24 protein-coding genes and 1 pseudogene are annotated in these 25,678 nt (G+C 64.0%); 12 read left to right on the top strand and 13 right to left on the bottom strand.

Annotated elements, in window-relative coordinates:
- Nucleotides 1–148: 148 nt before the first annotated feature.
- Nucleotides 149–922: a ferredoxin--NADP reductase gene (locus tag RAD10_RS26285; protein WP_091959787.1), complete on the bottom strand. Its 774-nt coding sequence runs from the start codon at nucleotides 920–922 to the stop codon at nucleotides 149–151.
- A gap of 384 nt (nucleotides 923–1,306) precedes the next feature.
- Here RAD10_RS26285 and RAD10_RS26280 point away from each other — a divergent pair, with 384 nt between their 5' ends.
- The gene (locus tag RAD10_RS26280) at nucleotides 1,307–2,116 is read left to right on the top strand and encodes an ATP-grasp domain-containing protein (protein WP_461619777.1); all 810 of its coding nucleotides are present in this window, start codon (nucleotides 1,307–1,309) and stop codon (nucleotides 2,114–2,116) included.
- A gap of 187 nt (nucleotides 2,117–2,303) precedes the next feature.
- On the opposite strand, the gene RAD10_RS26275 is transcribed toward RAD10_RS26280, so the two are convergent.
- Together RAD10_RS26275 and RAD10_RS26270 are read right to left on the bottom strand one after the other, a co-directional pair.
- A complete protein-coding gene (locus RAD10_RS26275; RefSeq protein WP_461619776.1) occupies nucleotides 2,304–3,245 on the bottom strand; it encodes an amino acid ABC transporter substrate-binding protein in 942 nt (313 codons plus the stop codon).
- 9 nt (nucleotides 3,246–3,254) lie between these two features.
- Nucleotides 3,255–4,553, bottom strand: coding sequence for a dicarboxylate/amino acid:cation symporter (locus RAD10_RS26270; RefSeq protein ID WP_461619775.1), 1,299 nt, complete (start codon nucleotides 4,551–4,553; stop codon nucleotides 3,255–3,257).
- Nucleotides 4,554–4,765: 212 nt separating this feature from the next.
- On the opposite strand from RAD10_RS26270, the gene RAD10_RS26265 reads away from it, so the two are divergent.
- The 5 genes from RAD10_RS26265 (at nucleotide 4,766) to RAD10_RS26245 (ending at nucleotide 10,138) form a co-directional block, all read left to right on the top strand.
- Complete coding sequence (locus tag RAD10_RS26265; RefSeq protein WP_461619774.1) at nucleotides 4,766–5,767, top strand: NADP-dependent oxidoreductase; 1,002 nt, start codon at nucleotides 4,766–4,768, stop codon at nucleotides 5,765–5,767.
- Nucleotides 5,768–6,024: 257 nt separating this feature from the next.
- On the top strand, nucleotides 6,025–6,858 hold the full coding sequence (locus RAD10_RS26260) for a cysteine rich repeat-containing protein (RefSeq protein ID WP_461619773.1): 834 nt from the start codon (nucleotides 6,025–6,027) through the stop codon (nucleotides 6,856–6,858).
- Between the two features lie 123 nt (nucleotides 6,859–6,981).
- Nucleotides 6,982–7,197: a hypothetical protein gene (locus RAD10_RS26255; protein WP_028175115.1), complete on the top strand. Its 216-nt coding sequence runs from the start codon at nucleotides 6,982–6,984 to the stop codon at nucleotides 7,195–7,197.
- Nucleotides 7,198–7,388: 191 nt separating this feature from the next.
- Nucleotides 7,389–8,528 (top strand): FAD-dependent monooxygenase, encoded by a 1,140-nt coding sequence (locus tag RAD10_RS26250; RefSeq protein WP_461619772.1) that lies wholly within the window; start codon nucleotides 7,389–7,391, stop codon nucleotides 8,526–8,528.
- Nucleotides 8,525–10,138: a benzoate-CoA ligase family protein gene (locus RAD10_RS26245; protein WP_461619771.1), complete on the top strand. Its 1,614-nt coding sequence runs from the start codon at nucleotides 8,525–8,527 to the stop codon at nucleotides 10,136–10,138. The genes RAD10_RS26250 and RAD10_RS26245 overlap by 4 nt, the downstream gene beginning before the upstream one ends.
- 349 nt (nucleotides 10,139–10,487) lie before the next feature.
- Here RAD10_RS26245 and RAD10_RS26240 read toward each other — a convergent pair whose 3' ends face one another.
- Complete coding sequence (locus RAD10_RS26240) at nucleotides 10,488–11,000, bottom strand: MarR family winged helix-turn-helix transcriptional regulator (protein ID WP_461619770.1); 513 nt, start codon at nucleotides 10,998–11,000, stop codon at nucleotides 10,488–10,490.
- A complete protein-coding gene (gene maiA, locus RAD10_RS26235) occupies nucleotides 10,990–11,619 on the bottom strand; it encodes a maleylacetoacetate isomerase (RefSeq protein ID WP_461619769.1) in 630 nt (209 codons plus the stop codon). Before maiA ends, RAD10_RS26240 begins: the two co-directional genes overlap by 11 nt.
- Nucleotides 11,620–11,721: 102 nt before the next feature.
- Here maiA and gtdA point away from each other — a divergent pair, with 102 nt between their 5' ends.
- Nucleotides 11,722–12,762 (top strand): gentisate 1,2-dioxygenase, encoded by a 1,041-nt coding sequence (gene gtdA / locus RAD10_RS26230; protein ID WP_461619768.1) that lies wholly within the window; start codon nucleotides 11,722–11,724, stop codon nucleotides 12,760–12,762.
- A gap of 119 nt (nucleotides 12,763–12,881) precedes the next feature.
- On the opposite strand, the gene RAD10_RS26225 is transcribed toward gtdA, so the two are convergent.
- The 4 genes from RAD10_RS26225 to RAD10_RS26210 form a co-directional block, all read right to left on the bottom strand.
- Entirely contained in the window at nucleotides 12,882–13,703 is an 822-nt protein-coding gene (locus RAD10_RS26225) for an ABC transporter permease (protein WP_461619767.1), read from the bottom strand.
- The gene (locus RAD10_RS26220; protein ID WP_461619766.1) at nucleotides 13,696–14,469 is read right to left on the bottom strand and encodes an ABC transporter ATP-binding protein; all 774 of its coding nucleotides are present in this window, start codon (nucleotides 14,467–14,469) and stop codon (nucleotides 13,696–13,698) included. The genes RAD10_RS26225 and RAD10_RS26220 overlap by 8 nt, the downstream gene beginning before the upstream one ends.
- Before the next feature lie 130 nt (nucleotides 14,470–14,599).
- Nucleotides 14,600–15,604, bottom strand: a complete 1,005-nt coding sequence (locus tag RAD10_RS26215; protein WP_018316440.1) for an ABC transporter substrate-binding protein — start codon at nucleotides 15,602–15,604, stop codon at nucleotides 14,600–14,602.
- A 35-nt stretch (nucleotides 15,605–15,639) separates the two neighbouring features.
- Nucleotides 15,640–17,004, bottom strand: coding sequence for an FAD-dependent oxidoreductase (locus tag RAD10_RS26210; RefSeq protein WP_461619765.1), 1,365 nt, complete (start codon nucleotides 17,002–17,004; stop codon nucleotides 15,640–15,642).
- 111 nt (nucleotides 17,005–17,115) lie between these two features.
- Between RAD10_RS26210 and RAD10_RS26205 the strand changes: the two genes are divergently transcribed.
- A complete protein-coding gene (locus tag RAD10_RS26205; protein ID WP_461619764.1) occupies nucleotides 17,116–18,000 on the top strand; it encodes a LysR family transcriptional regulator in 885 nt (294 codons plus the stop codon).
- A 211-nt stretch (nucleotides 18,001–18,211) separates the two neighbouring features.
- Entirely contained in the window at nucleotides 18,212–18,469 is a 258-nt protein-coding gene (locus RAD10_RS26200) for a hypothetical protein (protein WP_461619763.1), read from the top strand.
- 3 nt (nucleotides 18,470–18,472) lie between these two features.
- On the opposite strand, the gene RAD10_RS26195 is transcribed toward RAD10_RS26200, so the two are convergent.
- The gene (locus tag RAD10_RS26195) at nucleotides 18,473–19,276 is read right to left on the bottom strand and encodes an enoyl-CoA hydratase-related protein (protein WP_461619906.1); all 804 of its coding nucleotides are present in this window, start codon (nucleotides 19,274–19,276) and stop codon (nucleotides 18,473–18,475) included.
- 150 nt (nucleotides 19,277–19,426) lie between these two features.
- Here RAD10_RS26195 and RAD10_RS26190 point away from each other — a divergent pair, with 150 nt between their 5' ends.
- Nucleotides 19,427–20,401: a ketopantoate reductase family protein gene (locus RAD10_RS26190; protein ID WP_461619762.1), complete on the top strand. Its 975-nt coding sequence runs from the start codon at nucleotides 19,427–19,429 to the stop codon at nucleotides 20,399–20,401.
- Between the two features lie 3 nt (nucleotides 20,402–20,404).
- Here the strand turns inward: RAD10_RS26190 and RAD10_RS26185 are convergent, their stop codons facing one another.
- Nucleotides 20,405–21,082 (bottom strand): alpha/beta hydrolase family protein, encoded by a 678-nt coding sequence (locus RAD10_RS26185; RefSeq protein WP_461619761.1) that lies wholly within the window; start codon nucleotides 21,080–21,082, stop codon nucleotides 20,405–20,407.
- A 126-nt stretch (nucleotides 21,083–21,208) separates the two neighbouring features.
- Between RAD10_RS26185 and RAD10_RS26180 the strand changes: the two genes are divergently transcribed.
- Complete coding sequence (locus RAD10_RS26180; RefSeq protein ID WP_461619760.1) at nucleotides 21,209–22,354, top strand: acyl-CoA dehydrogenase family protein; 1,146 nt, start codon at nucleotides 21,209–21,211, stop codon at nucleotides 22,352–22,354.
- Between the two features lie 243 nt (nucleotides 22,355–22,597).
- Nucleotides 22,598–23,710, top strand: a complete 1,113-nt coding sequence (locus RAD10_RS26175; RefSeq protein WP_461619759.1) for a hypothetical protein — start codon at nucleotides 22,598–22,600, stop codon at nucleotides 23,708–23,710.
- Between the two features lie 112 nt (nucleotides 23,711–23,822).
- Here RAD10_RS26175 and RAD10_RS26170 read toward each other — a convergent pair whose 3' ends face one another.
- Both RAD10_RS26170 and RAD10_RS26165 read right to left on the bottom strand, forming a co-directional pair.
- A complete protein-coding gene (locus RAD10_RS26170) occupies nucleotides 23,823–24,962 on the bottom strand; it encodes an amidohydrolase/deacetylase family metallohydrolase (protein WP_461619758.1) in 1,140 nt (379 codons plus the stop codon).
- Between the two features lie 290 nt (nucleotides 24,963–25,252).
- Nucleotides 25,253–25,678 (bottom strand): annotated as a pseudogene (locus RAD10_RS26165) (Ig-like domain-containing protein); the annotation flags it as partial.

The raw sequence follows: 25,678 nt of genomic DNA, 5'->3' as shown, positions 1-25,678 counted from the left end.
CATACCGGCAACCGTCAACCCCCGAGCGGGGTTCATGCGAAGACTGACGACGGCCAGTCTTCGCCAAACTTCACTCGGTGGGTATGGGTCCTGGCCCCCGTGCGCAATTGCGCACTAGGCCAGGACGACACCATGAGGACGACGGCGCTTAGCGCTCGACGAACGCCTTCTCGATCACGAAATGGCCGGGCTTGTTGCCGCTGCCTTCGATGAAGTCGCGGCCTTCGAACATCACCTTCAGCTCTTCGAGCATCCCCGGGCTGCCGCACATCATGATGCGGTCGGTGGCGATGTCGAGGGGCGACTGCCCGATATCGTTGAAGATCTGCTCGGAGTTGATGAGGTCGGTGATGCGGCCGCGGTTCCTGAACGGCTCGCGGGTCACGGTCGGGTAGTAGATCAGCTTGTCCGCGAGCAGCTCGCCGAACAGCTCGTCCTCGCGCAAGGAAGCAACCAGCTTCTCGCCATAGGCGAGCTCGGAGACCTGGCGGCAGCCATGCACCAGCACGATCGACTCGAACTGGTCATAGACCTCGGGGTCCTTGATCAGGCTCGCGAACGGCGCGAGGCCGGTTCCGGTCGACAGCAGCATCAGCCGCTTGCCGGGAAGGAGGTTATCGGTGATCAGCGTGCCGGTCGCCTTGCGGCCGACCAGGATGGTGTCACCTTCCTTGATCTTCTGCAGACGCGAGGTCAGCGGGCCGTCCTGAACCTTGATCGAGAAGAATTCGAGCTCTTCCTCGTGGTTGGCGCTCGCCATGCTGTAGGCGCGCAGCAGCGGACGGCCGTCGATCTCGAGGCCGATCATCGCGAACTGGCCGTTCTGGAAACGGAAGCCGGTATCGCGCGTGGCGCGGAAGCTGAACAGCGTGTCGGTCCAGTGCTGGACGGAAAGAACCTTCTCTCGGTAAAACGCGCTCATGATTTTCGATATTCCGAATAATTGCGGTTTTAGGGCAAAAGCGTTGCCCGGCCCTGAAACGGGGCGGACACCATTGCCATGGCGGAGGATTTCGCGTGTGTGATCTACGCCATTGAGACCAATAATCAACCTCGTTCCGGATGCAATTGATGCCGGTCAAACCGGCATTTGCGGCGGAATTGGCCATATTGTTAATGAATCTGCTGCCGGGCACGCGCCGCGGGCAATTTCTTTTCCCTGCAGCGTTCGAATGCAGCACTTAATTTCCATCGCGCTCGCGAGAATTTCATTAAGAATAGCTCTGACTTTCACCCTGGTTCGGCGCCGTTTCCCGCATTTTTGCGGCTTTTGGCGCCAGGAACGTCTGAAAAGCGACAGAAGCACATGGCGGCAAGCGACGAGCGAATCTTCGTCCAGGCGATCAGGCGCTATTGCGCGGCGCATGGCATCGCGGTCGATGTCCGCGCCGATGGCTGGCTGATCGCGATGCGCCGGGGCGGTGAGCGGCGCTTCGCCTTCGGCTACGACATCGGTCTCAACAGCGCCATCGCCCATCGCCTCGCCAACGACAAATCGGCGACCGCCGATGCGCTGGCGCTGGAGGGCGTGCCCTGCATTTGCCATCACCTCTTCCTCAACCCAAAGCTGGGCGTGCACGTCGCCGGTACCGATTGGCGCCAGCGGATGCTCGCGCTGCTGGCTCAGAATCCGCAAGGCGTGGTGGTGAAGCCGAACGAGGGGACATCGGGGCGGTCGGTGTTCAAGGTGACGACGGCGACGGAACTCGACCGCGCGGCCAGCGAGGTTTTTTCGATGAGCGCCGGGCTCGTGATCTCGCCCTATGTCGCGATCGAGGACGAGGTCCGCGTGGTGCTGCTCGATGAGGCGCCCCTCGTCGTCTACAGCAAGCAGCGCGGCACGGATTGGCGGCACAATCTCGATGCCGGCGCAAAGCCGGTGCTGCTGGAGGAGGGCGAGGTTCGAACGGCCTGCGTGAAGCTCGCGAGCGATGCCGCGCGCGCCATCGGTATCGCCTTTGCGTCGATCGACGTGGTCCGTGTCGAGGGCGAATGGAAAGTGCTCGAGATCAATTCCGGCGTGATGATGGAAGCGCTCGGCAAGCTGCATCCGGAGCTGGTGCAAGCGGCGTATGACGCGGCGCTGGATCGGGTATTTGGGGGAAAAGCGTACTAGCCGGGCCGGAAGTTCTCACCCTCCCCTGGAGGGGGAGGGTCGCTGTGCATGGAGCGAAGCGGAATGCGCAGCGGGGTGGAGTGATCTCTCCACATGAACACTGCCCGTGCGGAGAGATCACCCCACCCCGCTCGCGCCGCGCGCGATCGACCCTCCCCCTCCAGGGGAGGTAAGAAAGACCGCCGCTCTAATTATTCGCGCTCGCTGAATCGTCCATCGCCTTGAACGCCTCCTCCAGCTGCAGCGAGATCGGCACGTTCAGACGTTCGCCGGTGGGAAGCCTTGCGGTGAACCATTTGTTGTAGAGCGGGACGAGGTCGCGGTTGGAGCCGAGCTTGCGGAAGGCGCGCTCGACCACGGCCGATAGCTGCGGCTCGCCCTTCCTGAACATGATGCCGTAGGGGTCGTAGGACAAATAGTCCCCGACCACCCGAAAATACTCCTGCGCCTTGTGGCGCGCGATCAAGCCGTGGAGCAGGATGTCGTCGGTCGCGAATGCATCAGCCTTGCCGTCGTTCACCATCTGGAACGACTGCTCGTGATCCGGCGCGGTCACGATGTTGAGGCCGAGCGAGAGCTTCTTGTCGACGGCGTGTATCGCCTGCTCGTTCGTCGTACCCTTGGTCACCACGACGGTCCTGCCCTTCAGGTCAGCGATACCGGAAATTGCCGCTCCCTTCGGCACCATCAGCTTGGTGCCGGCGACGAACATCAGCGGCGAGAAGGCGACGCGCTTGCCGCGCTCGGCATTGGCGGTTGTCGAGCCGCATTCCAGGTCGATCTTGTTCTGCAGCACGGCATCGATGCGGTCGTCCGAGGTGACCTTGACGTAGTCGATTCTGAGATTGGGATCGTCGACCTCGACGCCGATCTCCTCGACGATGGCCTCGCAGAGCTCGAGGCTATAGCCGATCGGACGGCCCGACTGGTCGAGGAACGAGAACGGCGGCGAGCTCTCGCGATAGCCGAGCCGCACGGTGTGCGCCTTCTTGATGGCCGACAGCGCCGGGCTGAGCCCTTCGCCGCCGGTCTGCGCGGATGCCGAGGTCGCGAACAAGGAGGTCGCGAGCAACGATGCCGCAAGCAACAAGCCGCCTGAGGTCAGTGACCTCGCCAGTGTCTGGCCCATGGTTCGCTCCTATCCATGGCCGGCCATCGCGGGCACTTCGCCCGGCACCATGTCCTCAGGCACGACGTCGCCGGGTCCGAGCTCGTGCTCGGGCCCGAGCTCGCCTTCCCATTTGGCCACGACCGAGGTCGCGAGCGTGTTGCCGATCACGTTGGTGGCGCTGCGACCCATGTCGAGGAAGGTGTCGATGCCCATGATCATCAAGAGGCCCGCCTCGGGGATGTTGAACTGCGCCAGCGTCGAGGCGATCACGACGAGCGAGGCGCGCGGCACGCCGGCGACGCCTTTCGAGGTGATCATCAGCGTCGCCAGCATCGCAAGCTGGGTGCCGAGCGGCATGTCGATGTGATAGCTCTGCGCGATGAAGACGGCCGCGAACGTGCAGTACATCATCGTGCCGTCGAGATTGAAGGAATAGCCGAGCGGCAGCACGAAGCTCGATATCCGCGACGAGGCGCCGAAGCGGTTGAGCGCCTCGAGCGTCTTCGGATAGGCCGCCTCCGAGCTCGCGGTCGAGAATGCGATCATCAGAGGCTCGCGGACCAGCTTCAACAGATGGCTGTAGCGCGGGCCGATCACGATGAAGCCGACGATGACCAGGATGGTCCACAGGATCGCCAGCGAGAGATAGAAGCCGCCCATGAAGACGACGAGCTTCCAGAGCACCAGCAGGCCGTTCTTCGCCACCGTCGCGGTGATGGCGGCCCACACCGCGAGCGGCGCGAACAGCATCACGTAGCTCGTGACCTTGAGCATGATGTGGCCGACGTCGTCGATCATCGCGAGGATCGGCTTCGAACGTTCGGGCATGGAGCCCATCGCCACCGAGAAGAACACCGCGAAGATCACGATCTGCAGGATCTCGTTCTGCGCCATCGCGTCCGCGATCGAGGTCGGGATCAGATGGGTCAGGAATTTCTCGATCGAGAATGCCGACACCGGCAGGCCGGTCGATTGCCCCGCCTGGGGCAGCGTGCCCGGGAAGTTCGCACCGGGCTGCAGCAGGTTCACCATCACGAGGCCGAGCAGCAGCGAGACGAAGGAGGCGCTGATGAACCAGCCCATGGTCTTGGCGAAGATGCGGCCGAGCTTGGAGCCCGAGCCCATATGGGCGATGCCGCCGACCAGGGTCGCGAACACCAGCGGCGCGATGATCATCTTGATCAGGCGCAGGAACATCATGGCGATCAGGTTGATGGAGGAGGCCCAGTCGGCGCGGGTGTCGGGCAGGAAGTTGTAGATCGCCGACCCCATGATGATGCCGAGCACCATCGCCGCCAGAATGTATTGCGTGAACCTGTTCGACATCGCTTACCCCCACGTACACCGGCGCTTCATGATGTCGCAGATATTACAACGACGCAACACGCTTTGCGTGTGACCGCGTTTTCAGGATGTTCCCGTTGTGAAATGGAACGCCGCGATCTAGCCTTCATGCAGCGCACAACGCATGCGGCCTGCACGTTTTGTTTGCGGCGGCTGCATCAATAATCGTCAAGACAATCAAAGAGGGAAACGCCATGAGCGGCAACACCAATCATCAGATTCTGCTGGTCGAAAAACCCAGCGGCAAGCTCGGCCCCGAACATTTCAAGATGGTGGAGAGCAAAGTGCCGGAGCCGAAGGACGGCGAAGTCCTGCTGCGTGTGCGATACATTTCGCTCGACGCCGCCAACCGCGCCTGGATGCACGGCGCGACCTATCGCTCCGCCGTCGAAGCCAACAGCGTGATGGCTGGCGGCGCCATTGCCGAGGTCGTCAGCTCGAAGGCCGAGGGGCTTGCGGCAGGCGACATCGTGTTCGGTGACACCGGCTGGCAGGAGTTTGCTGCGGTGCCGGCAAAGCATCTCACCAAGATGCCGAAGCTCGAGCCGATGACGCACCTGCTCAGCGTGTTCGGCATCGCCGGACTCACCGCCTATTTCGGCCTGCTGGAGATCGGCAAGCCCAAAGAGGGCGAGACCGTCGTGGTCTCCGCGGCCGCGGGCTCGGTCGGCTCGATCGTCGGCCAGATCGCCAAGATCAAAGGATGCCGCGTGATCGGCATCGCCGGCGGCGCGGACAAGTGCAGCTGGCTGACCTCCGAGCTCGGCTTCGATGCCGCCGTGGACTACAAGGACGGCGCGGTCTTCAAGGCGCTACGTGCAGTTGCACCCAAGGGCATCGACGTCTATTTCGACAATGTCGGCGGCGACATTCTGGAAGCCTGCCTGCCGCAGATGAACAATTACGGCCGCATCGCCTGCTGCGGCGCGATCTCGCAATATGACGGCGCGCCCTCCGCGCACGGCCCGCGCGGCGTGCCGGGCCTGATCGTGGTGAAGCGGCTGGTCATGCAGGGCTTCATCGTGATGGATTACATGAAGGAGAGCCAGCGCGCGCTCGCCGAGCTCCAGGGCTGGGTCAAATCCGGCAAGCTGAAGGTGCAGGAGGACATCATCGATGGCCTCAAGAACACGCCGAAGGCGCTGATCGGATTGCTCGCGGGCGAGAACCGCGGCAAGCGCATGGTCAGGCTCTGACAGCCTGTTGTTTGAAGGCGATCTCCGCGCAACCGCGCTCCGCGTTTGTCGCGAGGGAAAGCCGTTGCTCACTTTGCGCGAGCGCAGCCCTTCGGGTCAGCCGCCCTGATTAGTTCGCAATTGCGCAGGTATTATCTACTTGCGGTAGAGGTCAAAGCGGCCAATGATATCGCACGCGGGGCATTACCCGCGGCGATTGCGATTTCATCATATTTTGGGAATCGTCGGCACTGCCGACGAGGCAGGGAAGCGTTCAGATGTTCAATACGTTGAAGCATGCATCAACGCGCGCGGCGTTGCTCGCGGCAGCGCTCTTCGCAACTGCAACAGGCGCGTTCGCGCAAGCGCCGACCGAGGCTCAGAAGGGCGCCATCCGGTCCGCATGCCGCTCGGACTTCATGGCCCATTGCGCGAGCGTCACGCCCGGCGGCGTGGAAGCGTATCAATGCCTGGCGAAGAACATGTCGAGCCTGTCGTCGGGATGCCAGACCGCGGTTCGCGCGGTCGAGCCCGCTGCGGCTCCGAAGACCGAAGCCGCTCCGGCCGCGCCGAAGACCGAGGCGGCTCCCAAAACCGAGGCGGCTCCTGCCACTCCGAAGGCTGAATCCGCCCCCGCTGCGAAGCCCGCCGCCGCACCGGCGCCGAAGGCGGCTGCAGCGAGGCAACCGAGCAGCGCGGAGATTGCGGCGGTCAAGAGTGCTTGCCGCGGCGATTATCCCAAGGTGTGCGCCAGCGTGCCGCCGGGCGGCGCGGCAGCGCTCGAATGCCTGGAGAAGAACAAGGCCAGGGTTTCGCCGGCCTGCGAGAAGGCCGTCAGCGCTGCAGCCGGGGGCGGCGCAGCAACGGCGGCACCCGCGGGCGCAGCGCCTGCAGCAGCAGCACCGGCGGCCGCGCCAGCCGTGATCGTCCTGCGCCCGTTATTGCCGCGCGAGGAGCTGTTCATCGCGCGCTCCGCCTGCGGCGCCGACATCCGCACGCTCTGCGCCGGCGTCGCGCCGGGCGGCGGCCGCATCATTCAATGCATTTCCAACAGGGCGGCATCGCTCTCGCCGGCCTGCAGGGACGTGCTCGCGCCGTTCGCGGCGAGATAACGCGGCACACGCGCCAAAGCGCGCGACAATGACGAACGGCGTGCGCATGAATTTCCGCACGCCTGCAACGACAAATCTTTTGCAGATATCCGATTTCGATCACGACAAGACCGGGAGGACAACATGCGTTCATTGCTGCTCGTTGCTTCTGCGCTCCTCGCCTTCGGAGCAACGATGACGTTCGAGGCCACCGACGCGAATGCGGTGGTGTGCGCACGCGGCGTCTATCGCGCCGGTTGCGCCGGGCCGAACGCCGCCGTCGTGGTCCGCAAGCCGGTTCCGGTCGTCCGCTGCACCAGGGTCCTGGTGAACGGGGTTTACGTGAAGCGCTGCGTCTGACGGTGCGGATGGCCAAGCCGGCGCGGTTTGGCTATGATTCGGACCTGACGGTTTCGGACACGCGTAAAAATTGTGTCCGGAGATGCGCTTTGGCGCGCCTGCGCTGGCCGATAATTCCGCTGGCGCGGGACGCCGGAGCACATTAGTCTACCCCTAGATAGTAAGTATACTGTCAATTAGGGAGGCAGACGTTGCGGATCGCCGTGATCGGCGGAGGGCCCGGTGGGCTCTACTTCGCCTATCTCTGGAAGAAGCGTCATCCCGAGGATCAAGTCGACCTGTTCGAACAGAACCCGGCCGACGCGACCTGGGGCTTTGGCGTCGTGTTCTCCGACCAGGCGCTGGAATTCCTGCGTGCCGACGACCCCGAGACGGTCGATGCGATCGCGCCGCACATGGAAAGCTGGCAGAACATCACGCTGAACCTCGGCAGCGACAGCGTCGCCATCGACGGGGTCGGCTTCTCCTCGATCGGGCGGCTCGAGCTGCTCAGGTTCCTGCAGCAGCGCGCGCTCGACGTTGGCGTCACGCCGCGCTTCGACACCCAGATTCATGCCATCGACCAGCTCAACGGCCATGATCTGATCGTCGCCGCCGACGGCTTGAACTCGCTGGTGCGCCGCGCCTTCGAGGGAGATTTCGGCACCTCGCTGTCCTACTCTTCCAACAAGTTCGTCTGGTACGGCACCTCGAAGCGCTTCGACACGCTGTCGCAGACCTTCGTGAAAACAGATCGCGGCGCCTTCAACGCCCATCACTACCGCTACTCGCCGGCCATGAGCACCTTCCTGGTCGAATGCGACCACGCGACCTGGCAGGCCTATGGCTTCGCCTACAAGGACGTCGAGCAGTCCAAGGGCGTCTGCGAAGAGGTGTTCGCGGACACGCTAGGCGGCCATTGCCTCGTCTCCAACAAATCGGTCTGGCGCAACTTTCCCTGGGTCTGGAACGAGCACTGGTCGTTCAAGAACATGGTGCTGATCGGCGATGCCCTGCATTCGGCGCACTTCTCGATCGGCTCGGGCACGCGGCTTGCGATCGAGGACGCCATTGCGCTGGTCAAGGCGCTGGAATCGGATGCGCATCTTGCGACCGCCCTGCACCGCTATCAGGCCGCGCGAAAGCCGGTGGTGCAGAAGCTCGTCAACGCCGCGCGCACCAGCGCCTTCTGGTACGAGCATTTTGCCCAGCACATGCAGCAGGACCTGATGGACTTTGCCTATAGTTACATCACCCGCTCCGGCCGCATCGACGATGCACGCCTGCGCCATATGTCGCCGGCCTTCATGGCGCGTTACGAGGCTGCCAAGAACGGCGGAGACGAGGCATGAGCAACGAGATCTTCGACCAGGTTCCCGCCGACAGCGAGGGAGCGCGCGAGATCGGCTTTGCCGTTCCGCAAATCTACAATGCCAGCCGCGTGCTGTTCGACAATCTCGCCAAAGGCCGTGGCGACAGGGTCGCGCTCATGGGTCCGGCAGGCACACGGACCTATGCCGAGCTCTGCGACGAGGCTTGCCGCTGGGGCAACGGGTTTGCATCGCTCGGTCTGAGGCGCGGCGACCGCGTGCTGCTGTTTCTCGACGACACGCCCGCCTACCCGGCCGCGTTCTTCGGCGCGGTGCGGGCCGGCTTCGTGCCGCTCCTGATCAACACGCTGACGCCGCCGGATTTGCTGCAATTCTACCTCGCCGATTCCGGCGCCAGCGTTGCGGTGGCGGATGCCGAATTCGCGCCACGCTTCAATGCCGAGGCCTGCAAGGACACGCTCCTGCGCACGCTGATCGTCGCCAACGGCGAGGCGGGCGATCACACCGCGCCGAGCGCGCTCGCGGCGACGGGCTGGCTCAAGCAATTCCCGGCCAAGCTGGCGGAAGCGGAGACGCACCGCAACGAGATGGCGTTCTGGATGTACTCGTCCGGCTCGACCGGCCGGCCCAAGGGCATCGTGCATCTCCAGCACGACATGGCCTATAGCGAGCTCGCCTTTGCGCAGAACGTGCTGAAGCTGACGCCCGACGACATCTGCTTCTCGGTGCCAAAGATCTTCTTCGCCTATGGCTTCGGCAATTCCGTCACCTTCCCCTTCTCGGCAGGCGCGGCAACGCTACTGCTGCCGGGGCAACCGAAACCCGCCGCGATCTTCGCAGCGATCGAGCAGTACAACCCAACGGTCTTCTTCGGCCTGCCGACGCTCTATACGTCGCTGACCAAAGCCGAAGGCGCTGACAAGACCAACTTCTCGTCGCTGCGCATGTCGCTTTCGGCTGCGGAGGTGCTGTCGGCGGAGGTCTTCAACGGCTGGAAGACGCTCACGGGCCTGGAGATCGTCGAGGGCCTCGGCTCGACCGAGGTGCTGCATATCTATCTCTCCAACCGCCCCGAGCAGAAGAAGCTCGGTGCCGCGGGCCTGCGCGTACCCGGCTACGAGGTCGCGCTGCGCGACAAGGATGGGCGCGGCGTCGCCGATAACGAGGAAGGCATTTTGTGGGTGCGTGGCGATTCCAACACGCCGCTGTATTGGAACCGGCCGGACAAATCCGCCGAGACGATTCGGCAGGGCGGCTGGATCTACACCGGCGACCGCTTCGTGCGCGACGCCGACGGCTTCCACTTCTTCCGCGGCCGCGCCGACGATCTCATCAAGATCTCGGGACAGTGGGTCTACCCGCTCGAGGTCGAGCTGTGCCTCGCCGACCATCCCGATATCCGCGAATGCGCGGTGTTCGCCGCCGAACTGCCGGACCGGCGCATGACGCTGAAGGCGGTGGTGGTGATGAACAGCCGCGCAGCCAACCCGGGCGAGACGACGCGGCGGCTGCAGGATTACGTCAAGGGCAAGCTGCTTCCCTACAAATATCCGCGCGAGGTGATCTTCACCGACGAGCTGCCAAAGACGGGCACGGGGAAGATCGACCGGCAGGCGTTGCTGCGGATGTGACCACCACTGTCATCGCCCGGCTTGACCGGGCGATCCAGTATTCCAGAGACGTTGGTGATTGAACCGAGAAGCCGCGGCGTACTGGATTCCCCGCCTTCGCGGGGAATGACAGCGGAGATGAAGGCGACAGCGCCGCCACACTCTCGCTGTCGTCCCCGCGAACGCGGGGCCCATACCACCGCAATCGTAGGGTGGGCAAAGCGACTTGTCCGCCGTAGCTCGAAGAGCGAAGGCGGAAGCGTGCCCACGACTTCCGATCGTTTGAGAGAGGTGGTGGGCACGGCGCAAGGGCGCCTTTGCCTACCCTACGAAATCTGAGTGTCGGGCGCGACCATCGCCCCACATCCCCTCACCCCGCCTTCCCCAGATGCTCCAGCGCATCCTCGGCACGCAGCGGCACGCGTGAGGCCTCGTTGTTGAGATCGACGAGCTGCACCAAAAGCCCCATCAACTCCTTGCGGTCGGCGGGCTTGAGCGGCTCCAGCATCCGCGCCTGGGCGCGTTCGACGGCGGGGATGATCTCGCGCAGGATCGCGGCGCCCGACTTGGTCAGATGGAGCAGCTTGATCCGCTTGTCCTCGGGGGCCGGCTTGCGCTCGACATAGTCCTTGGCCTGGAGACGCTCGATCACGCTGCCGAGCGTGGAGCGGTCGAAGGCGATCACCGCCGACAGCCGCGTGGCGTCGATGCCGGGATGGGTGTGGATCGCGATCAACGCCGCATATTGCACCGGAGTGAGGTCGAACGTCTTGCACTCCTCCATGAAGATCGAGACCGCGATCTGCTGCATGCGCCGGAACAGATAGCCCGGCGCGGCATAGACCGCGTCGATCGTGATCGGAGGAGGCGGCTTACTCGGCATCGGGCTGCTTCTCCGGTGCGGCATTGGCAAACGCGGCGAGCGCCTTTGCGGCCGCCTCTGCCGCGAGCAGGCGCGGATAGGCCGACACGTCGACGCCGAAACGGCGGGCATTGGCGAGCTGCGGCACCAGGCAGAGATCGGCGAGCGTCGGCGCATCGCCGAAGCAGAACGGCCCGGGCTCGTCCCTGATCAGCGTCTCGCAGGCCGACAGCCCTTCGCGGTTGACCCACGCCGCCCAGTCCTGGACCTTCTCCTCGGGCAGACCGAGCTCGCGCAGCCGCGCCAGCACTTTCAGGTTCTGCACCGGATGGGTGTCGCAGGCGATCGCCAGCGCGAACGCCCTCACCTTGGCGCGCCGCAGCGGATCCTTCGGCAGCAGCGGCGGATTGGGATGGGTCTCGTCGAGCCATTCGATGATCGCGACCGATTGCGTCAGCACCGCGCCGCCGTCCTCCAGCGCCGGCACCAGGCCTTGCGGGTTGATGGCGAGATAGGCGGGCGCGCATTGCTCGCCCTTGCGCAAATGATGCGGCAGGTGCTCGGCACCGAGGCCCTTGAGGTTCAGCGCAATCCGCACCCGATAGGCGGCGCTGGAGCGGAAATAGCCGTGCAGCTTCATCGGAACCCTCCCGTTTTCTCGTTGCTTGTACGTCGTTCGTCACGTTGACGCTAGCCAGATTGGCAGTATACTGTCAATTTAGAAACGAGCAGGAGGCGCGCCATGGAAGCGGTGACCAAGACGCCGGAACGCGAGGCGTTCTACAAGAAGATCGACGGCGAGAATCTCACCGCGCTTTGGACGGTGATGAGCGACCTGATCACGCCGGAGCCGAAGAGCGCCTGCCGGCCGCACCTCTGGAAATTCGAAATCATCCGCGACTACATGACGGAGGCCGGCAAGCTGATCACCGCCAAGGAAGCCGAGCGGCGCGTGCTGGTGCTGGAGAATCCCGGCCTGCGCGGCCAGTCCAAGATCACGACCTCGCTCTATGCCGGCGTGCAGATGGTGGTGCCCGGCGACGTCGCGCCTGCGCACCGGCATAGCCAGTCGGCGCTGCGCTTCGTGCTCGAAGGCAAGGGTGCGCATACCGCCGTTGACGGCGAGCGCACCGCGATGGAGCCCGGCGACTTCATCATCACGCCGTCGATGACCTGGCACGACCATTCCAACGAGAGCGATCAGCCGATGTTCTGGCTCGATGGCCTCGACATTCCGCTGGTGCAGTTCTTCGACTGCTCCTTTGCCGAAGGCTCCAAGGAAGACCAGCAGAAGATTACGAGACCGGCCGGCGACAGCTTTGCCCGCTACGGCCACAACCTGCTGCCGGTCGACGTCAAGCGGAGCTCGAAGACCTCGCCGATCTTCAGCTATCCCTATGCCTACACGCGCGAGGCGCTGGAGAAAGCTAGGACGAGCCAGGAGTGGGATGCCTGCCACGGACTGAAGCTGAAGTTCAGCAACCCCGAGACCGGCGATTTCGCGATGCCGACCATCGGCACCTTCATCCAGCTGCTGCCGAAGGGTTTCAAGACTGCGCGTTATCGCGCGACCGATGCGACGGTGTTCTGCCCGATCGAAGGCAAGGGCCGCAGCCGGATCGGCGATGCCGTTTTCGAATGGGGGCCGCGCGATCTGTTCGTGGTGCCGAGCTGGCAATGGGTGACGCACGAAGCGGATGAGGATGCCGTGCTGTTCAGCTTCTCGGATCGCCCCGTGCAGCAGAAGCTGGATTTGTTCCGGGAAGATCGCGGAAATGCGTGAGGGCACAGGTCTCGTAGGGTGGGCAAAGGCGCGAAGCGCCGTGCCCACGTCTTCGCGACTCATGACGGAATGGTGGGCACGCTTGCGCTTTGCCCACCCTACGGCAGCGCGGACTGCGGCTACCGCCAGTGCAGCAGCCTAAGCTCCAGCCAATTGATCACCTTCCCCACCGCCAGCCCGAACACCGACAAAATCACCACGCCCGCGAGCAGCTGATCGGTCTGCATCAGATTGCCGGCCTGGAGCACGAAGGCGCCGATGCCGTATTGAGCGCCGATCATCTCGGCGCTGACGACGAGGAGCAGCGCCACTGATGCGGTGATGCGGAAGCCCGCGAGGATCGCGGGCAGCGCCCCCGGCCAGACCACCTTGCGCACGATGGTGGCGAAGGGAACGTTGAAACTCTGCGCCATGCGGATGAGATTGCGCGGCACCGCGTCGACGCCGCTATAGACCGAGATCGCGGTCGAGAAGAACACGCCCAAAGCAATGGTCGCGATCTTCGGCTCTTCGCCGATGCCGAGCCAGAGGATCAACAGCGGCAGCAGCGCGATCTTCGGGATCGGGAACAGCGCCGAGATGAAGGTGATGCCGACGCTACGCGCCAGCCGCGACAGGCCGATGGCAAAGCCGACGGCGACGCCGGCCACCGTCCCCAACAGCCAGCCGACGCCGATGCGCAGCAGCGATGCGGAAAGGTGCTGCCAGAGCGCGCCTGAGATCGCGAGCTGATAGATCGCGCGTACAATTGCAGCGGGCGTCGGCAGAAACAGTGCATTGACGAGGCCGGTGCTGCCCGCCGCCTGCCAGATCGCGATGACGAGGGCGAGCGCGACCCAGCCGCCGAAACGGCTCGACGCAGGCACGAAGCCGGCGCCGCGGAAGCGGACGCGCCGCGTCGCGCTATCCTTCGCAGTGTCAGCCGCCGCGCGATCAAGCATGCTGGACCTCGCGCTCGGCATCGATGGCCTCGTTGCGGATCAGCGACCAGATCTCGTTCTGCAGCGCCAGCAGCTTTTCGCGCGCCGCCGCTTCGCCGCGTTCGGTGCGCGTCATCGGCACCGTCACGACCTCGCGGATGCGGCCGGGCCGCCGCGACAACACCACGATGCGATCGGCGAGCCGGGCGGCCTCTTCGAGATTATGGGTGACATAGACCGCGCCCATGCCGCCATCGGCGAGCAGGCGGACGAAATCCTCCATCAGGAGTTCGCGGGTCTGCGAATCCAGTGCCGACAGCGGCTCGTCCATCAGCAGGATGGCGGGCTTCACCGCGAGCGCGCGCGAAATTCCGACGCGCTGGCGCATGCCGCCGGACAGCTGCTTTGGGTAGGTTGTGCGGAAATCGGTCAGGCCCGTGCGGCGCAAGGCATCGTCGACCAGCGCGCGGCGCTGCGTGGCCGAGAGCTGGGTGTGCAGCAGCGGGAATTCGACGTTCTCCTCCACGCTCGCCCAAGGCAGCAGCGCAAAATCCTGGAACACGAAGGTGAGCGGATTGAGGCTGTCCGCCGGCGGCGCGCCACGCAGCTCGGGCGCGCCCGAGGTCGGCTGCAGCAGTCCGCCGAGGATGGACAGCAGCGTGCTCTTGCCGCAGCCGGACGGCCCGACGATCGCCACCACCTCGCCGGCGCTGACGGTGAAGGAGACGTCGTCGAGCACGGCGAGGTCGCCGAAGCGGTGGGAGATGTGGTTGGCGATCAGGTCCATTCTGTCTCGTCTATCCCGTTCTCCGTCGTTCCGGGATGATCCGAAGGATCAGACCCGGAACCTCGAGATTCTATGGTGCGCAACTGCGCACCATAGTTCTCGCTTCGCGAGCCCCGGAATGACGGAAGCATCAATCCGCCTTCACATAGTCCTTGGCGATGATCGCATTCGCGTCAAAGCCCTTGTCGGCGAAGCCCTGTTCCTGCAGCCATTTGATCTGGTTGTCGACGTTCTTCACGTCCAGCTTGCCGTCGGGATCGATATAGGCGCAATTGCCGACCACCTGCTCGACCGGGAGATTGGTGTATTTTGCGATGATCTCCAGCAGTGGCTTGGTCTTGTCGTTGATCGGGGCGACGCCGTCCTTCATCGCGGCGAGGATGACGTCGTGATATTCGCGGTCGGCCTTGGCGAGCGCGCCCAGCAGCTTTGTCACCAGCGCCTTGTTGGTCAGTGTCTTCGGCGAAGCGAACACCGCACCCAGCTGCCACGGCGTCTCGTCGCCGACCCAGCCTAAGAATTTCGCGCCGCCTTCGTCCGTGAGCTTTCGCGCGGTCGAGATCGGCAGCAGCGCCGCATCGACGGTCTCGCCCTTGAGCGCGGCGGCGGCGTTCGACAGCGATTGCAGCGGTACGATCTTCACGTCCGCAAGCTTGAAGCCGTATTTGTCGGCGAGCAAGCCGAGCGAATAGTGGAAGGAGGAGCCGACCTGCGTCATCGCTACGCGCTTGCCGGCGAGGTCCTTCGGCGTCTTCAGCCCGGCGGCGTAGGCGTTGTTGCTGGCGAAATAGCCGATCAGGGGATAGCCGGCCTTCTCGCGGCTCATCCCGCCGATCACCTTCAGCACGCCCTTGCCGGCGAGATTATAGAGACCGGCGGTAAAAGCGGTGATGCCGAAATCGACGTCGCCCGAGGTGGTGGCGACCGCGATCGGCTGCGCCGCGTCGAAGAATTTCAGCTCGACCTCCAGGCCGGCCTCGCGGAAATAGCCCTTGTCCTGCGCGATGAAAACCGGCGCGGAGGACGACAGACGGAGCACGCCGATCCTGGCCTTCAGCGCATCCTCGGCGTGGGCTGCACCCATGGCCATGATCGCCAAAAGACTGGCTGCCGCGAGCCGCGCAATTCCGATCATCCCGTTTCCTCCGCCGTCGTTTATCTTGCAGTCCGTTACAGGCCCTCGGGCACCGGCTGGTCCCGTCCGATGAAGGCGCCCTGTTGTTTCAACGTTTCCTGCAATTTTTCAACCGGGATGTCACGCGGGATCCGGTTTCCGGAGAGCGCCAGCGCGGCGGCGGAACCGGCCGCCTCGCCCATCACGAAACAGGCACCGGAGACCCGTGCCGCGGACTGGCCCTCATGGGTCATGGAGGCGCAGCGGCCGGCGACCAGGAGGTTGTCGACGCCTTCGGGCACCAACATCCGGTAGGGCAGCTCGTTGTAGCCGCGCGATTCCGGGATCGGCGGGAAGGTGAAGACGACGTCGCCGGGCACATGGGCCTCGATCGGCCAGCCGTTGACGCCGATGGAATCCTCGAAGGAGGCGCAGCCGAGCACGTCCTCGCCGCTGAGCTGGTAGCCACCCCTGATGCGGCGGGTCTCGCGGATGCCGAGCTGCGGCGGCAAATCGACGATGTAGGATTTTTCAAAGCCCGGCACGGTGCGCAGGAATTCGAACGCGGCGAGCGCCTGCTTGCGGCCCTCGATCTCGCCGCGGGTGAGATCGTCGGGCTCGACGCCGTTGATGGCATGGCCGTCCTCGCGCGCCACTTGCGTAAAGTTCACCCGCCATTCGATGCCGGATTTCTGCGGCCGCACGATCGCGCTTTTCCGCGGAAATTTATGCGTGCCGGTCGCGATGGCCTCTTCCATCAATTGCGGGATAGTGCGCCAGGCGTCGCCGGCCTTGTCAGGGTCGATGCCGTTGAGGCGGAGCATCATCGAGGGGTACATGGGATGGCCATGCTCATCGCCAAGCTCGAATGGCGCGCCGGCCCAGACGGCGAGGTCACCGTCGCCGGAGCAGTCGATGAAAATCTCTGATCGCACCGCCTGCCGGCCGGCCTTGGTCTCGACCATCAGCGCGTCGATGCGGCTGTTGTCGCCCATCACGACGCCGGCGCCGAGCGCGTGGAAGAGGATGTGCACCTTGTGGCTTGCGAGAAGTTGATCGGCCGCGATCTTGTAGGCCGCAGTGTCGTAGGCCTGCGCAAAAACCTTGCCGAGGATCAAATGCGGCGTGTTCAGGCCATTGAGCCGATCGATCCGCGCCAGTAGCTCGGACGCCATGCCCTGCACGAGGCGATGGGCCTGGCCGTAGACATTGCCATGCAGACCGCAGAAATTTGTGACGCCGGCCGCGGTGCCCATGCCGCCGAGGAAGCCGTAGCGCTCGATCAGAAGCGTCTTCCGCCCGGCGCGCGCGGCTGAGGCCGCGGCGACGATGCCGGCGGGGCCGCCGCCGAGCACGACGACTTCGTATTCGCCATAAAGCGGCACCTGCCGTGCCGGTTCTTCGATCGTCATGGCCCGCATGGCGCGTCCCTTCCCAAATACCTTTGCTTGGGAGCGACTATGAATTAGCGCGCACCGAGCTACAATCCACCAGAATACGCGATCAGCTTTCGCGAATCGAGAAAGGTCGGCATGGATATCCTGGTGAACCTGCAAGCGTTCCTGGCGACCGCCGACGCCGCCGGCTTCTCGGCCGCCGCGCGAAAGCTCGGCGTCTCGACCTCGGTGGTGGCAAAACGCGTCACGCAGCTGGAGGCGCGGATCGGCACGGCGCTGTTTCACCGCTCGACCCGGCAATTGCGACTGACCGAGGCCGGACAGCGCTATGTGCATCGCGCACGCGGCGTGGTGACCGATGCGACCGATCTGCTCTCACGCATGGGCGAGAAAGGCCACGATCTCGTCGATCATCTGCGCATCAAGGCACCGACTTCGCTGACCGTCGCTCGGCTCGCCGACGCCTTCAGTTCGTTCCAGACTCAGAACCCGAAGCTGAAGCTCGATATCGTGCTGATCGATCGCCCGGTCGATCCGGTCACCGAAGGCTTCGACATTGCCATCGGCGCCTTCCCGCATTCGTTCGGCGGCGTGGTCGACGAGCCGCTTTGCGCGCTGAAGCGGCTGCTCTGCGCCTCGCCCGCTTATTTGAAGAAGCACGGCACGCCAAAGCACCCGCGCGATCTCGTCGAGCATCGCTGCCTCAGCTTTCTGCCGACCGGCCCGGAATGGATCTTCGACGGACCGCGCGGCCGCATCAGCATCCAGGTCAGCCCGCTGCTCTCCTCCAACGAGGGACACGTGCTGGCGCGCAGCGCGATCGCCGGCAACGGCATCGCGCTGCTCTCGCATTATCTCGTGGCCGATGCCTTGCGCGCCGGCACGCTCAAGCCGGTGCTGCGCGACTTTCCGATTCCGGAGCTGTGGGTGAAAGCCGCGGTCCCCGAGCGCCGGCGCAATGCGGCGGCAGTGCAGGCGCTGCTGACACTGCTGAAAACGTCGCTCGCACCGTCGCTGTGAGCCTGGTCGTGCCGCTGTCACAAGATGGCGGTTGCTCTCGCAGGGCGGACCTGAGCGAAGAGCCGTCAAGCTCCGCTGGTCGCCCGGCTTGACCGGGCGATCCAGTATTCCAGAGACGCTAAACGTATGCGGAGAAGGCGCGGCGTACTGGGTCGCCCGGTCAAGCCGGGCGACGACAAGCACCTTGGTTCAATAAATGGATGCGATCGCTTTGAAATTCACTCTCCCCGCGCTGCTCGCCCTCACGCTCTCGGCGCCTCCCGCCGCAGCCGTGGAGCAGAACTGCCGCTTCATCCAGGCCAAGCCCGAGCGCGAGGCCTGCTACAAGCGGCAGGAGGACGAACTCGCCGCGAAGCGCAAGCCCGTTACGCCCGCCCATGACGGCCAGACGCTCGAAACGCTGCGCCAGATGCGGCAGGACGACGACGCCGTCTATCGCAGCATCAACAACATCTGCCGCGGCTGCTGACGCTCAACCTTTCCCCCCACCCCAATTCCCCGCCCGCTTCTCGGCGAACGAGGCCAGCCCTTCTGCAGCCTCCGCGCTCTGGCGCTTGAGTGAATGCAGCTGCACGAGCCGCGTGTAGGCGGCATCGTCCACCGCCATGCCGCCGAACGAGCTCTCCAGCGCGAGCTTCTTGGTTTCAGCCATTGCCTCCGGCCCGTTGGCGAGCAGCTGCTCGACCACCTTGGCTCCGGCGGCTTCGAGATCCGCGAGCGGCACCACCTCGTGGACGAGGCCGATGCGGCGGGCGTCCTCGGCGCCGAAACGCTCGCCGGTCAGCGCGTAGCGGCGGACCTGGCGCACGCCGATGGCGTCGCAAAGCTGCGGGATGATGATCGCCGCCGTCAGGCCCCAGCGCACCTCGGTGATCGAGAACAGGGCGTTGTCCGCGGCAATCACGACGTCGCAGCCTGCGATCACGCCGGTGCCGCCGCCGAAGCAGCCGCCCTGCACCAGCGCGACGGTCGGGATCGGCAGCGTGTTGAGCCGTTGCACGGCCTCGAAGGTCGCGCGCGAGGCCGCCTCGTTGGCATCAGCCGATTGCGGCCGCACGCCATTGATCCATTTCAGGTCGGCGCCGGCCTGGAAATGCTTGCCGTTACCCCTCAGCACGACGACGCGAAGGTTTGGCTTTTTGCCGAGATCGTCCATCGCCGCCAGCACGCCCGCGATTAGCGCGCCGTCATAGGCGTTGTTGACCTCCGGCCGGTTCAACGTGACGGTCGCAACCCCACGCTCATCGAGGGTCCACAGGACGGGGTTGGCGGTCATCGGCGATCCTCCGGTTGTTTGCCGCGCACTATGGCCGAGGCCGCGCGCCTTGATCCATATCTTTCCGGCGTAGGGCAGCCGCGTCCATCGCATGGCGGCTTGTGTCATGCTGCCGCCTGATGGCACCAAGGGATCAGGGACGGGATCAACATGCGCATCTGCATTTTCGGCGCGGGCGCCGTCGGCAGCCACATTGCGGTACGGCTGGCGCGCGCCGGCCATGAGGTCTCTTGCGTGATGCGGGGCGCGCATCTGGAGGCGGTGCGCGCGGGCGGACTTAAGCTGCGGGTCGGCGATTCCGAGGTTTCCGCCAAGGTGAACGCATCAGGCGATCCGGCCCAGCTCGGCCCGCAGGACGTCGTGATCTCGACGTTGAAGGCCACCGCGCTGCCGGGGCTGGTCGCCAGCATCAAGCCGCTGCTTCAGGACGACACCGCCATCGTCTTTGCCCAGAACGGTATTCCCTGGTGGTACGGAATCGGCCTGCCGCCGCGGCACCCGACACCGCCGGACATTTCCTTCCTCGACCCCGGCGGACGCCTGCGCGCTTGCATCCCGAAGGAGCGGATCATCGGCGGCGTCGTCTTCTCCTCCAACGAGGTGACCGCGCCCGGAGTGGTGCAGAACCTGACGCCGGACCGCAACCGCCTGCTGATCGGCGAATGCGACGACCGCAATTGCGAGCGCATCACCAAGCTGCGCGGCGTCTTCAACGACGCCCGGCTGGAATCACCGCCGGTGGCGGAAATCCGCGAGGCGATCTGGTCAAAGCTGCTGACCAACATGTCGCTGTCGGTGCTGTGCCTGCTGACCGGCCAGACCGCACGCGGCGTGCGCGACGACCCCGCTTTCACCGAACTCATTCCGCGCATGCTGAACGAGGCCAACGACATCGCCCAGCACTTCATCCCCGAGGTCAAGCGCGTGACGCGGAGCGGACCCGCCCCCAATCACAAACCCTCGCTGCTGCAGGATTACGAGCTTGGCCGCGCCATGGAGATCGACGTGCTGGTGAAGGCGCCCGCCGCCTTCGCGCGCACCGCCGGCCTGTCCACGCCGACGCTCGACCTGATCGCCGCGCTCGCGATCCAGAAGGCGCGCGACAAGGGGCTTTACTCGGCGTGAAGCTCAGGCAAGTTGGTCAATCCAGGCCGCGAGCGTGTCGAGCACTTCTGTGAGCGCCTCTTCATTCGTCCGGCCGGACTTCTTCAGCACCGCGAAGGAATGATCGCCGCCTTCAACCTCATGCAGAGTCGCCTTCGCGCCAAGCTTCTCGACGACAGGCTTGAGGTAGCCGAGATCGGCAAGCCCGTCGCGCGTTCCCTGCAGGAACAGCATGGGGATCGCGATGCCGGTGAGGTGTTCGGCACGCTCGGACGACGGCTTCTTGTCGGCATGCAGGGGAAAGCCGAGGAAGGCGAGCCCCTTCACGTCAGCCAGCGGCGCCTTCGCTTGCGCCTGCGAGGTCATGCGGCCGCCGAACGACTTTCCGCCGGCGACGAGCTTTAGCCCGGGACAAAGCCGCGCCGCCTCCGCGACGGCCGCGCGGATGGCGGCATGCGCGACTGCCGGCTGGTCCGGACGCCCCAGCTTCTTCTCCATGTACAGGAAATTGAAGCGGAACGTCGCGATGCCGCGGCCCGCGAGACCCTCCGCGACTTTCTCCATGAAGGAATGACGCATGTCGGCGCCTGCGCCATGCGCCATCACGTAGCAGGCGCGCGCATGGTCCGGCTGCGTCAGGATCGCTGAGACAGTGCCGATGCGCTCGATGTCGAGCTTGAGCTCTTGAGTTTTGACAGCCACAATCGATCATCCCGACAGACGCGTTTCCGGCCGCCTTGGTAGCGTCACCGGCGCAGCCTGAAAACACAATAATTGCCGCCGCAGACTAGCCTACCAAGCCGGAACTGCGCATCAACCGAGGTAACCATGTCCTACCGCTCCTCCTGGATGACCGAAGAGCTCGACGTCTTTCGCGACCAGTTCCGGAAATACCTCGCCAAGGACCTGGCCCCGCATGCCGAGAAATGGCGCGAGCAGAAGATGGTCGACCGCTTCGCCTGGCGCGGCCTCGGCGAGATGGGCGCGCTGCTGGCGAGCGTGCCTGAGGAATATGGCGGCCTGGGCGCCACCTTCGCCTATGACGCAGCGGTGCTGGAAGACCTCGAAAGCACGGTGCCGGAGATGACGACCGGCGTCTCCGTGCACAGCGCCATCGTCGCGCATTACATCCTCAATTACGGCTCGGAGGACCAGAAGAAGCGCTGGCTGCCCAAAATGGCCTCGGGCGAGATGGTCGGCGCCATCGCCATGACCGAGCCCGGCACCGGCTCGGATCTGCAGGCCGTCAAGACCACCGCCAAGAAACAGGGCAATTCCTACGTCATCAACGGCCAGAAGACGTTCATCACCAACGGCCAGGCCGCTGATCTCGTCATCGTGGTCGCGCGCACCGGCGACGTCGGCGCCAAGGGCATCTCGCTGATCGTGGTGGAGACCGCGGGCGCGGGCGGTTACAAGCGCGGGCGCAATCTCGACAAGATCGGCCTGCATGCCTCCGACACCTCCGAGCTGTTCTTCGACAACGTCACCGTGCCGCCCGAGAACCTGCTCGGCAAGGAGGAAGGCCAAGGTTTTGTCCAGCTGATGCAGCAATTGCCGCAGGAGCGCCTTGCGCTCGCGGTCGGCGCCGTCGCCTCGATGGAGCGCGCGGTCAAGCTCACCACCGACTACACCAAGGAGCGGAAGGCGTTCGGCAAGCCGCTGATGGATTTCCAGAACACCGCCTTCAAGCTCGCCGAGCGCAAGACCGAAGCGATGATCGCGCGCGTCTTCGTCGACTGGTGCATCGAGCGCCTGGTCGCCGGGGATCTCGACACCGTGACGGCGTCGATGGCGAAATACTGGTGCTCGGAGAAGCAGGTCGAGACCGCCGACGAATGCCTCCAGCTGTTCGGCGGCTACGGCTACATGCAGGAATACCCGATCTCGCGCATCTTCATCGATTCCCGCATCCAGAAGATCTATGGCGGCACCAACGAGATCATGAAGCTGTTGATCGCGAGGTCGCTGTGATCCTGTTGCCGCTCAATTCGGACGCCACCAGCGGCAGCCGATGACGCCTCGCTCCCAGCGATCGTGCGGAGCCGCCGGGCGCTGCCGAACAGGCAGTATGGTCAATGCAAAGTTTGCGAACGCTCGCGAGCTGCCGCCCTACTTGCACCTAAGGTTACTTTTTGTAAAATACTCGCATATCGATATTCTTGGTACCAAACCGCATTTGGATGACGCGATCATCGACATCAAAGGATTTCATCAATGGCGAATGCCAGTGACTTGGAGATCTCTACTCTTAAACAATGTGGTCCGTTGATTAAGTTTGCCGCCCAAACGATAACGGATAGCGAAAAAAAGAAAGCCCTGGCCGAAGTTATAACCACGGTTCAAGAAAGCGTGGACGCGCAAACGGCCAATGGTTGGACGCCGGCGATAGCTGCGAAGTTCTGGATCAGTTTCAATTCGCTTTGCTCGCTTATAAGTCCGGTCAACACTGACACGCTCATTACCAGCACCGACCAAATCCCGTCGAGATTTTGGCTGGCCCCGGCCGGGACGGTGACGACGGCACCGCAGCGCGCGGCGTTTTGGTACATGTCGCTTCTCTTCATGCTGTTGATCGTTTCGGCAACGCTGATGTTTCTCACGTCAAACACCACGACCATAAACGACGATGTGATAAACTTGGTGAAGGTTACGGATCCGATAGCAGACGATGTCGTGGGGCAGCTTTCCGTTTTGAGGAGCAAAGGACTTACAAAAGAGGATGATTTTGCTGCTCCTGGAAATGCCGGAGTGCAGAAGGATGCAGAGTATCGAACCGCTACCGACAAACTAGCGAGTCTATTGCCGAAATTGTATTCCAACGCAGACACACTTTATTCCAAGACGGACTCGGTCGCATACTTGAACTGGAAGCGTTATCCCGTCTGCGGGAACAACGAATACTCGAGCAAGTCATTCTGTTACGAGAAAGGCGACGGCGGCATTCCTACCAAACTCTCCATCGTACAAGAGACAGTCGACAACTATCGCTTGTTATCGCGTCGAGCCCAACCCATAACACAGCGCGCGCAAGACGTTGGAAGCATGATTAGAGCAACTATCCTGCCGATCCTATTGGGACTGACCGGCTCCTGTGCCTACGTCGTGAGGATGCTCTCGGAACAGATTAGAAGCAGCTCATATTCCAGCACGTCTGGAATTCGTAATCTGGTTCGGGTGACATTAGGAGCCTTGGCGGGCGTTGCCATCGGCTTCGGCGGCGTCTTATCGCAGAGTTCGGTGTCTGCCTTTGCTCTGTCATTTCTCGCCGGGTACGCTATCGAACCTGTATTCGCAACCTTTGACAGCATAGCGAACAAGCTCAAATAGCGCTCTAGAGGATCAAAAAAGCCTGCCTCGACCGCCACGATGTCTGGTCAGTCATCGCATTGAACGTGCGCCACGGAAGACGGCGAGCTTTCGATTGAGCACGCACGCCGCCTCAATTCGGATGCCACCAGCGACCGCCGATGACGACACCCTCGGACACGATCTTGCGGTCGCCGATCAGGTGCTCGCCGACGACGTCCTCGTAGTCGAACTGGCCGCGGCCGACCGAGATCAACGTGGCGTCGCCGACGCAGCCGGGCTTGAGGCTGCCGAGCTCAGGACGCCGCAGCGCCATCGCCGCATTTACCGTCGAGGCCGCGATCACGTCGGATAGCTCCATGCCCATGCACAGAAATTTCGACATGGTCGTGACCTGGTCGAAGGCGGGGCCGTCGATGCAGAGCTGGTGGATGTCGGAGGAGATGGTGTCCGGATAAAAGCCGTTGGCGAGCATCGCGCGCGCGGTTTTGAACGCGAATGAGCCCTTGCCGTGGCCGATGTCGAACAGCACGCCGCGTTCGCGCGCGTCCAGCACCGCCTTCTTCACCGTGCCTTGCGCGGTCGCCGGCGTGTTCGGGAAGGGCCGGAACGCATGGGTCAGCACGTCGCCGGGACGCAGACGAGCCAGCACCTCCTCATAGCTCGGCGGCGGATGGTCGATATGCGCCATCAGGGGCATGCCGACCTCGTTGGCAACCTCGAGCGCGATGTCGAGCGGCACCGCCCCCGACGTGCCCGAGGAGTGCAAGCCGACGCGCACCTTGATGCCGACGATGAGATCGCGGTTGGCATCGGCCACCTTGGCCGCCTCGATCGGATTCATCAGCCGCAACTCCTCGCTCTCGCCGACCATGATCCGGTGCGAGAAGCCGAAGATGCCGGCATGGGAAACGTGCAAATAAGCGAGGATGCGGACCTGGCTCGGCTCGATCACATGCTTGCGGAAGCCGGCGAAATTACCGGGCCCGGCGCTGCCGGTGTCGACCGCTGTGGTGACGCCGGAGAGCCGGCAGAATTCTTCGGCATCGATGCCGAGCGAGGTGCCGCCCCAATAGACATGGGTGTGCAGATCAATCAGTCCCGGTGTCACGATGAGCTGCGAGGCGTCGCGCACCTCCGTGCCCGGATCGGCCTTGAGGGCGCCGCCGATCGCCGCCACCTTGCCGCCGGCAAAGGCGACGTCGGTCACGGCATCGAGCTTCTGGGAGGGGTCGATCACCCGCCCCCCGCGCAGGATCAAGTCGAAAGGCATCGTCGTCTCCGGATGAGGCAGTGAGGTGCGGCGGCATGGCAGCCGGGCCAGCGAGGAAGGAAGCCGTTCGCTTCTAGCAATTTTCACGCCGAATGGCGCGGCAAACCGTAACGGTGGCCCATGAAAAATGGGGATCCCGGGAAGATTCGAACTTCCGACCTACGGTTTAGGAAGCCGTGGGCGGGGGATCACCCCGCCATCGAACTTCAGTCGTGGCCTTGTCGGAGGATCCCCCAAGGGATCCTCCGAGGCAGTTTGTCGAGTACCAGCTTGTGCGGCTGATCCGTCTCCTACGCGAAGTGGAAGTCGTGGCTGTTCAGCTTGTCGAGCTGCGTGTTCTTCAGCGTGAGGGTGTCGCTCCCCGTCGCGATCACGACGTCATGGCCTGACTGGGCCGCGTGGGAGAGAACGCTCGCAAAGCTGTCGAACACGCTCTTGCTGAACTCGATCGTGTCGTGCGTGGGTCCGCGGGCAGCGAAGTCCTTGATGACGTCCTGGCCGAAGTTGGACGCAAACGTGAACGTATCCGCGCCCGTCTTGCCCACCATGACGTCGTTGCCGGTGCTGCCGGTCAGCGTGTCGCTGCGGCCCGAGCCGATCATCGCCGCGCCCGAACTGGTTCCGACCACGTGACCCGTGGTGTCAACCTGCTCCGCGGTAAAGGCGTGGCTCTTGCCCGACAGGTCGGACGTCTGGAAGCTCCACTTGCCGTCGGC

The organism is Bradyrhizobium sp. 23AC, assembly GCF_054863025.1.
Note: the sequence above shows the minus strand (reverse complement) of the source record. Positions and strands in the feature narration are given on the sequence as shown.

Excerpts from the sequence above, each read along its gene's own strand:
- RAD10_RS26285 (WP_091959787.1), bottom strand. The coding sequence starts at position 922 with ATGAGCGCGTTTTACCGAGAGAAGGTTCTTTCCGTCCAGCACTGGACC.
- RAD10_RS26170 (WP_461619758.1), bottom strand. The coding sequence starts at position 24,962 with ATGCCTTTCGACTTGATCCTGCGCGGGGGGCGGGTGATCGACCCCTCC.
- RAD10_RS26190 (WP_461619762.1), top strand. The coding sequence starts at position 19,427 with ATGCGCATCTGCATTTTCGGCGCGGGCGCCGTCGGCAGCCACATTGCG.
- RAD10_RS26180 (WP_461619760.1), top strand. The coding sequence starts at position 21,209 with ATGTCCTACCGCTCCTCCTGGATGACCGAAGAGCTCGACGTCTTTCGC.
- RAD10_RS26225 (WP_461619767.1), bottom strand. The coding sequence starts at position 13,703 with ATGCTTGATCGCGCGGCGGCTGACACTGCGAAGGATAGCGCGACGCGG.
- RAD10_RS26195 (WP_461619906.1), bottom strand. The coding sequence starts at position 19,276 with ATGACCGCCAACCCCGTCCTGTGGACCCTCGATGAGCGTGGGGTTGCG.
- RAD10_RS26255 (WP_028175115.1), top strand. The coding sequence starts at position 6,982 with ATGCGTTCATTGCTGCTCGTTGCTTCTGCGCTCCTCGCCTTCGGAGCA.
- RAD10_RS26210 (WP_461619765.1), bottom strand. The coding sequence starts at position 17,004 with ATGCGGGCCATGACGATCGAAGAACCGGCACGGCAGGTGCCGCTTTAT.
- RAD10_RS26240 (WP_461619770.1), bottom strand. The coding sequence starts at position 11,000 with ATGCCGAGTAAGCCGCCTCCTCCGATCACGATCGACGCGGTCTATGCC.
- RAD10_RS26260 (WP_461619773.1), top strand. The coding sequence starts at position 6,025 with ATGTTCAATACGTTGAAGCATGCATCAACGCGCGCGGCGTTGCTCGCG.
- RAD10_RS26280 (WP_461619777.1), top strand. The coding sequence starts at position 1,307 with ATGGCGGCAAGCGACGAGCGAATCTTCGTCCAGGCGATCAGGCGCTAT.
- RAD10_RS26220 (WP_461619766.1), bottom strand. The coding sequence starts at position 14,469 with ATGGACCTGATCGCCAACCACATCTCCCACCGCTTCGGCGACCTCGCC.
- RAD10_RS26205 (WP_461619764.1), top strand. The coding sequence starts at position 17,116 with ATGGATATCCTGGTGAACCTGCAAGCGTTCCTGGCGACCGCCGACGCC.
- RAD10_RS26270 (WP_461619775.1), bottom strand. The coding sequence starts at position 4,553 with ATGTCGAACAGGTTCACGCAATACATTCTGGCGGCGATGGTGCTCGGC.
- gtdA (WP_461619768.1), top strand. The coding sequence starts at position 11,722 with ATGGAAGCGGTGACCAAGACGCCGGAACGCGAGGCGTTCTACAAGAAG.
- RAD10_RS26215 (WP_018316440.1), bottom strand. The coding sequence starts at position 15,604 with ATGATCGGAATTGCGCGGCTCGCGGCAGCCAGTCTTTTGGCGATCATG.
- RAD10_RS26175 (WP_461619759.1), top strand. The coding sequence starts at position 22,598 with ATGGCGAATGCCAGTGACTTGGAGATCTCTACTCTTAAACAATGTGGT.
- RAD10_RS26245 (WP_461619771.1), top strand. The coding sequence starts at position 8,525 with ATGAGCAACGAGATCTTCGACCAGGTTCCCGCCGACAGCGAGGGAGCG.
- maiA (WP_461619769.1), bottom strand. The coding sequence starts at position 11,619 with ATGAAGCTGCACGGCTATTTCCGCTCCAGCGCCGCCTATCGGGTGCGG.
- RAD10_RS26265 (WP_461619774.1), top strand. The coding sequence starts at position 4,766 with ATGAGCGGCAACACCAATCATCAGATTCTGCTGGTCGAAAAACCCAGC.
- RAD10_RS26275 (WP_461619776.1), bottom strand. The coding sequence starts at position 3,245 with ATGGGCCAGACACTGGCGAGGTCACTGACCTCAGGCGGCTTGTTGCTT.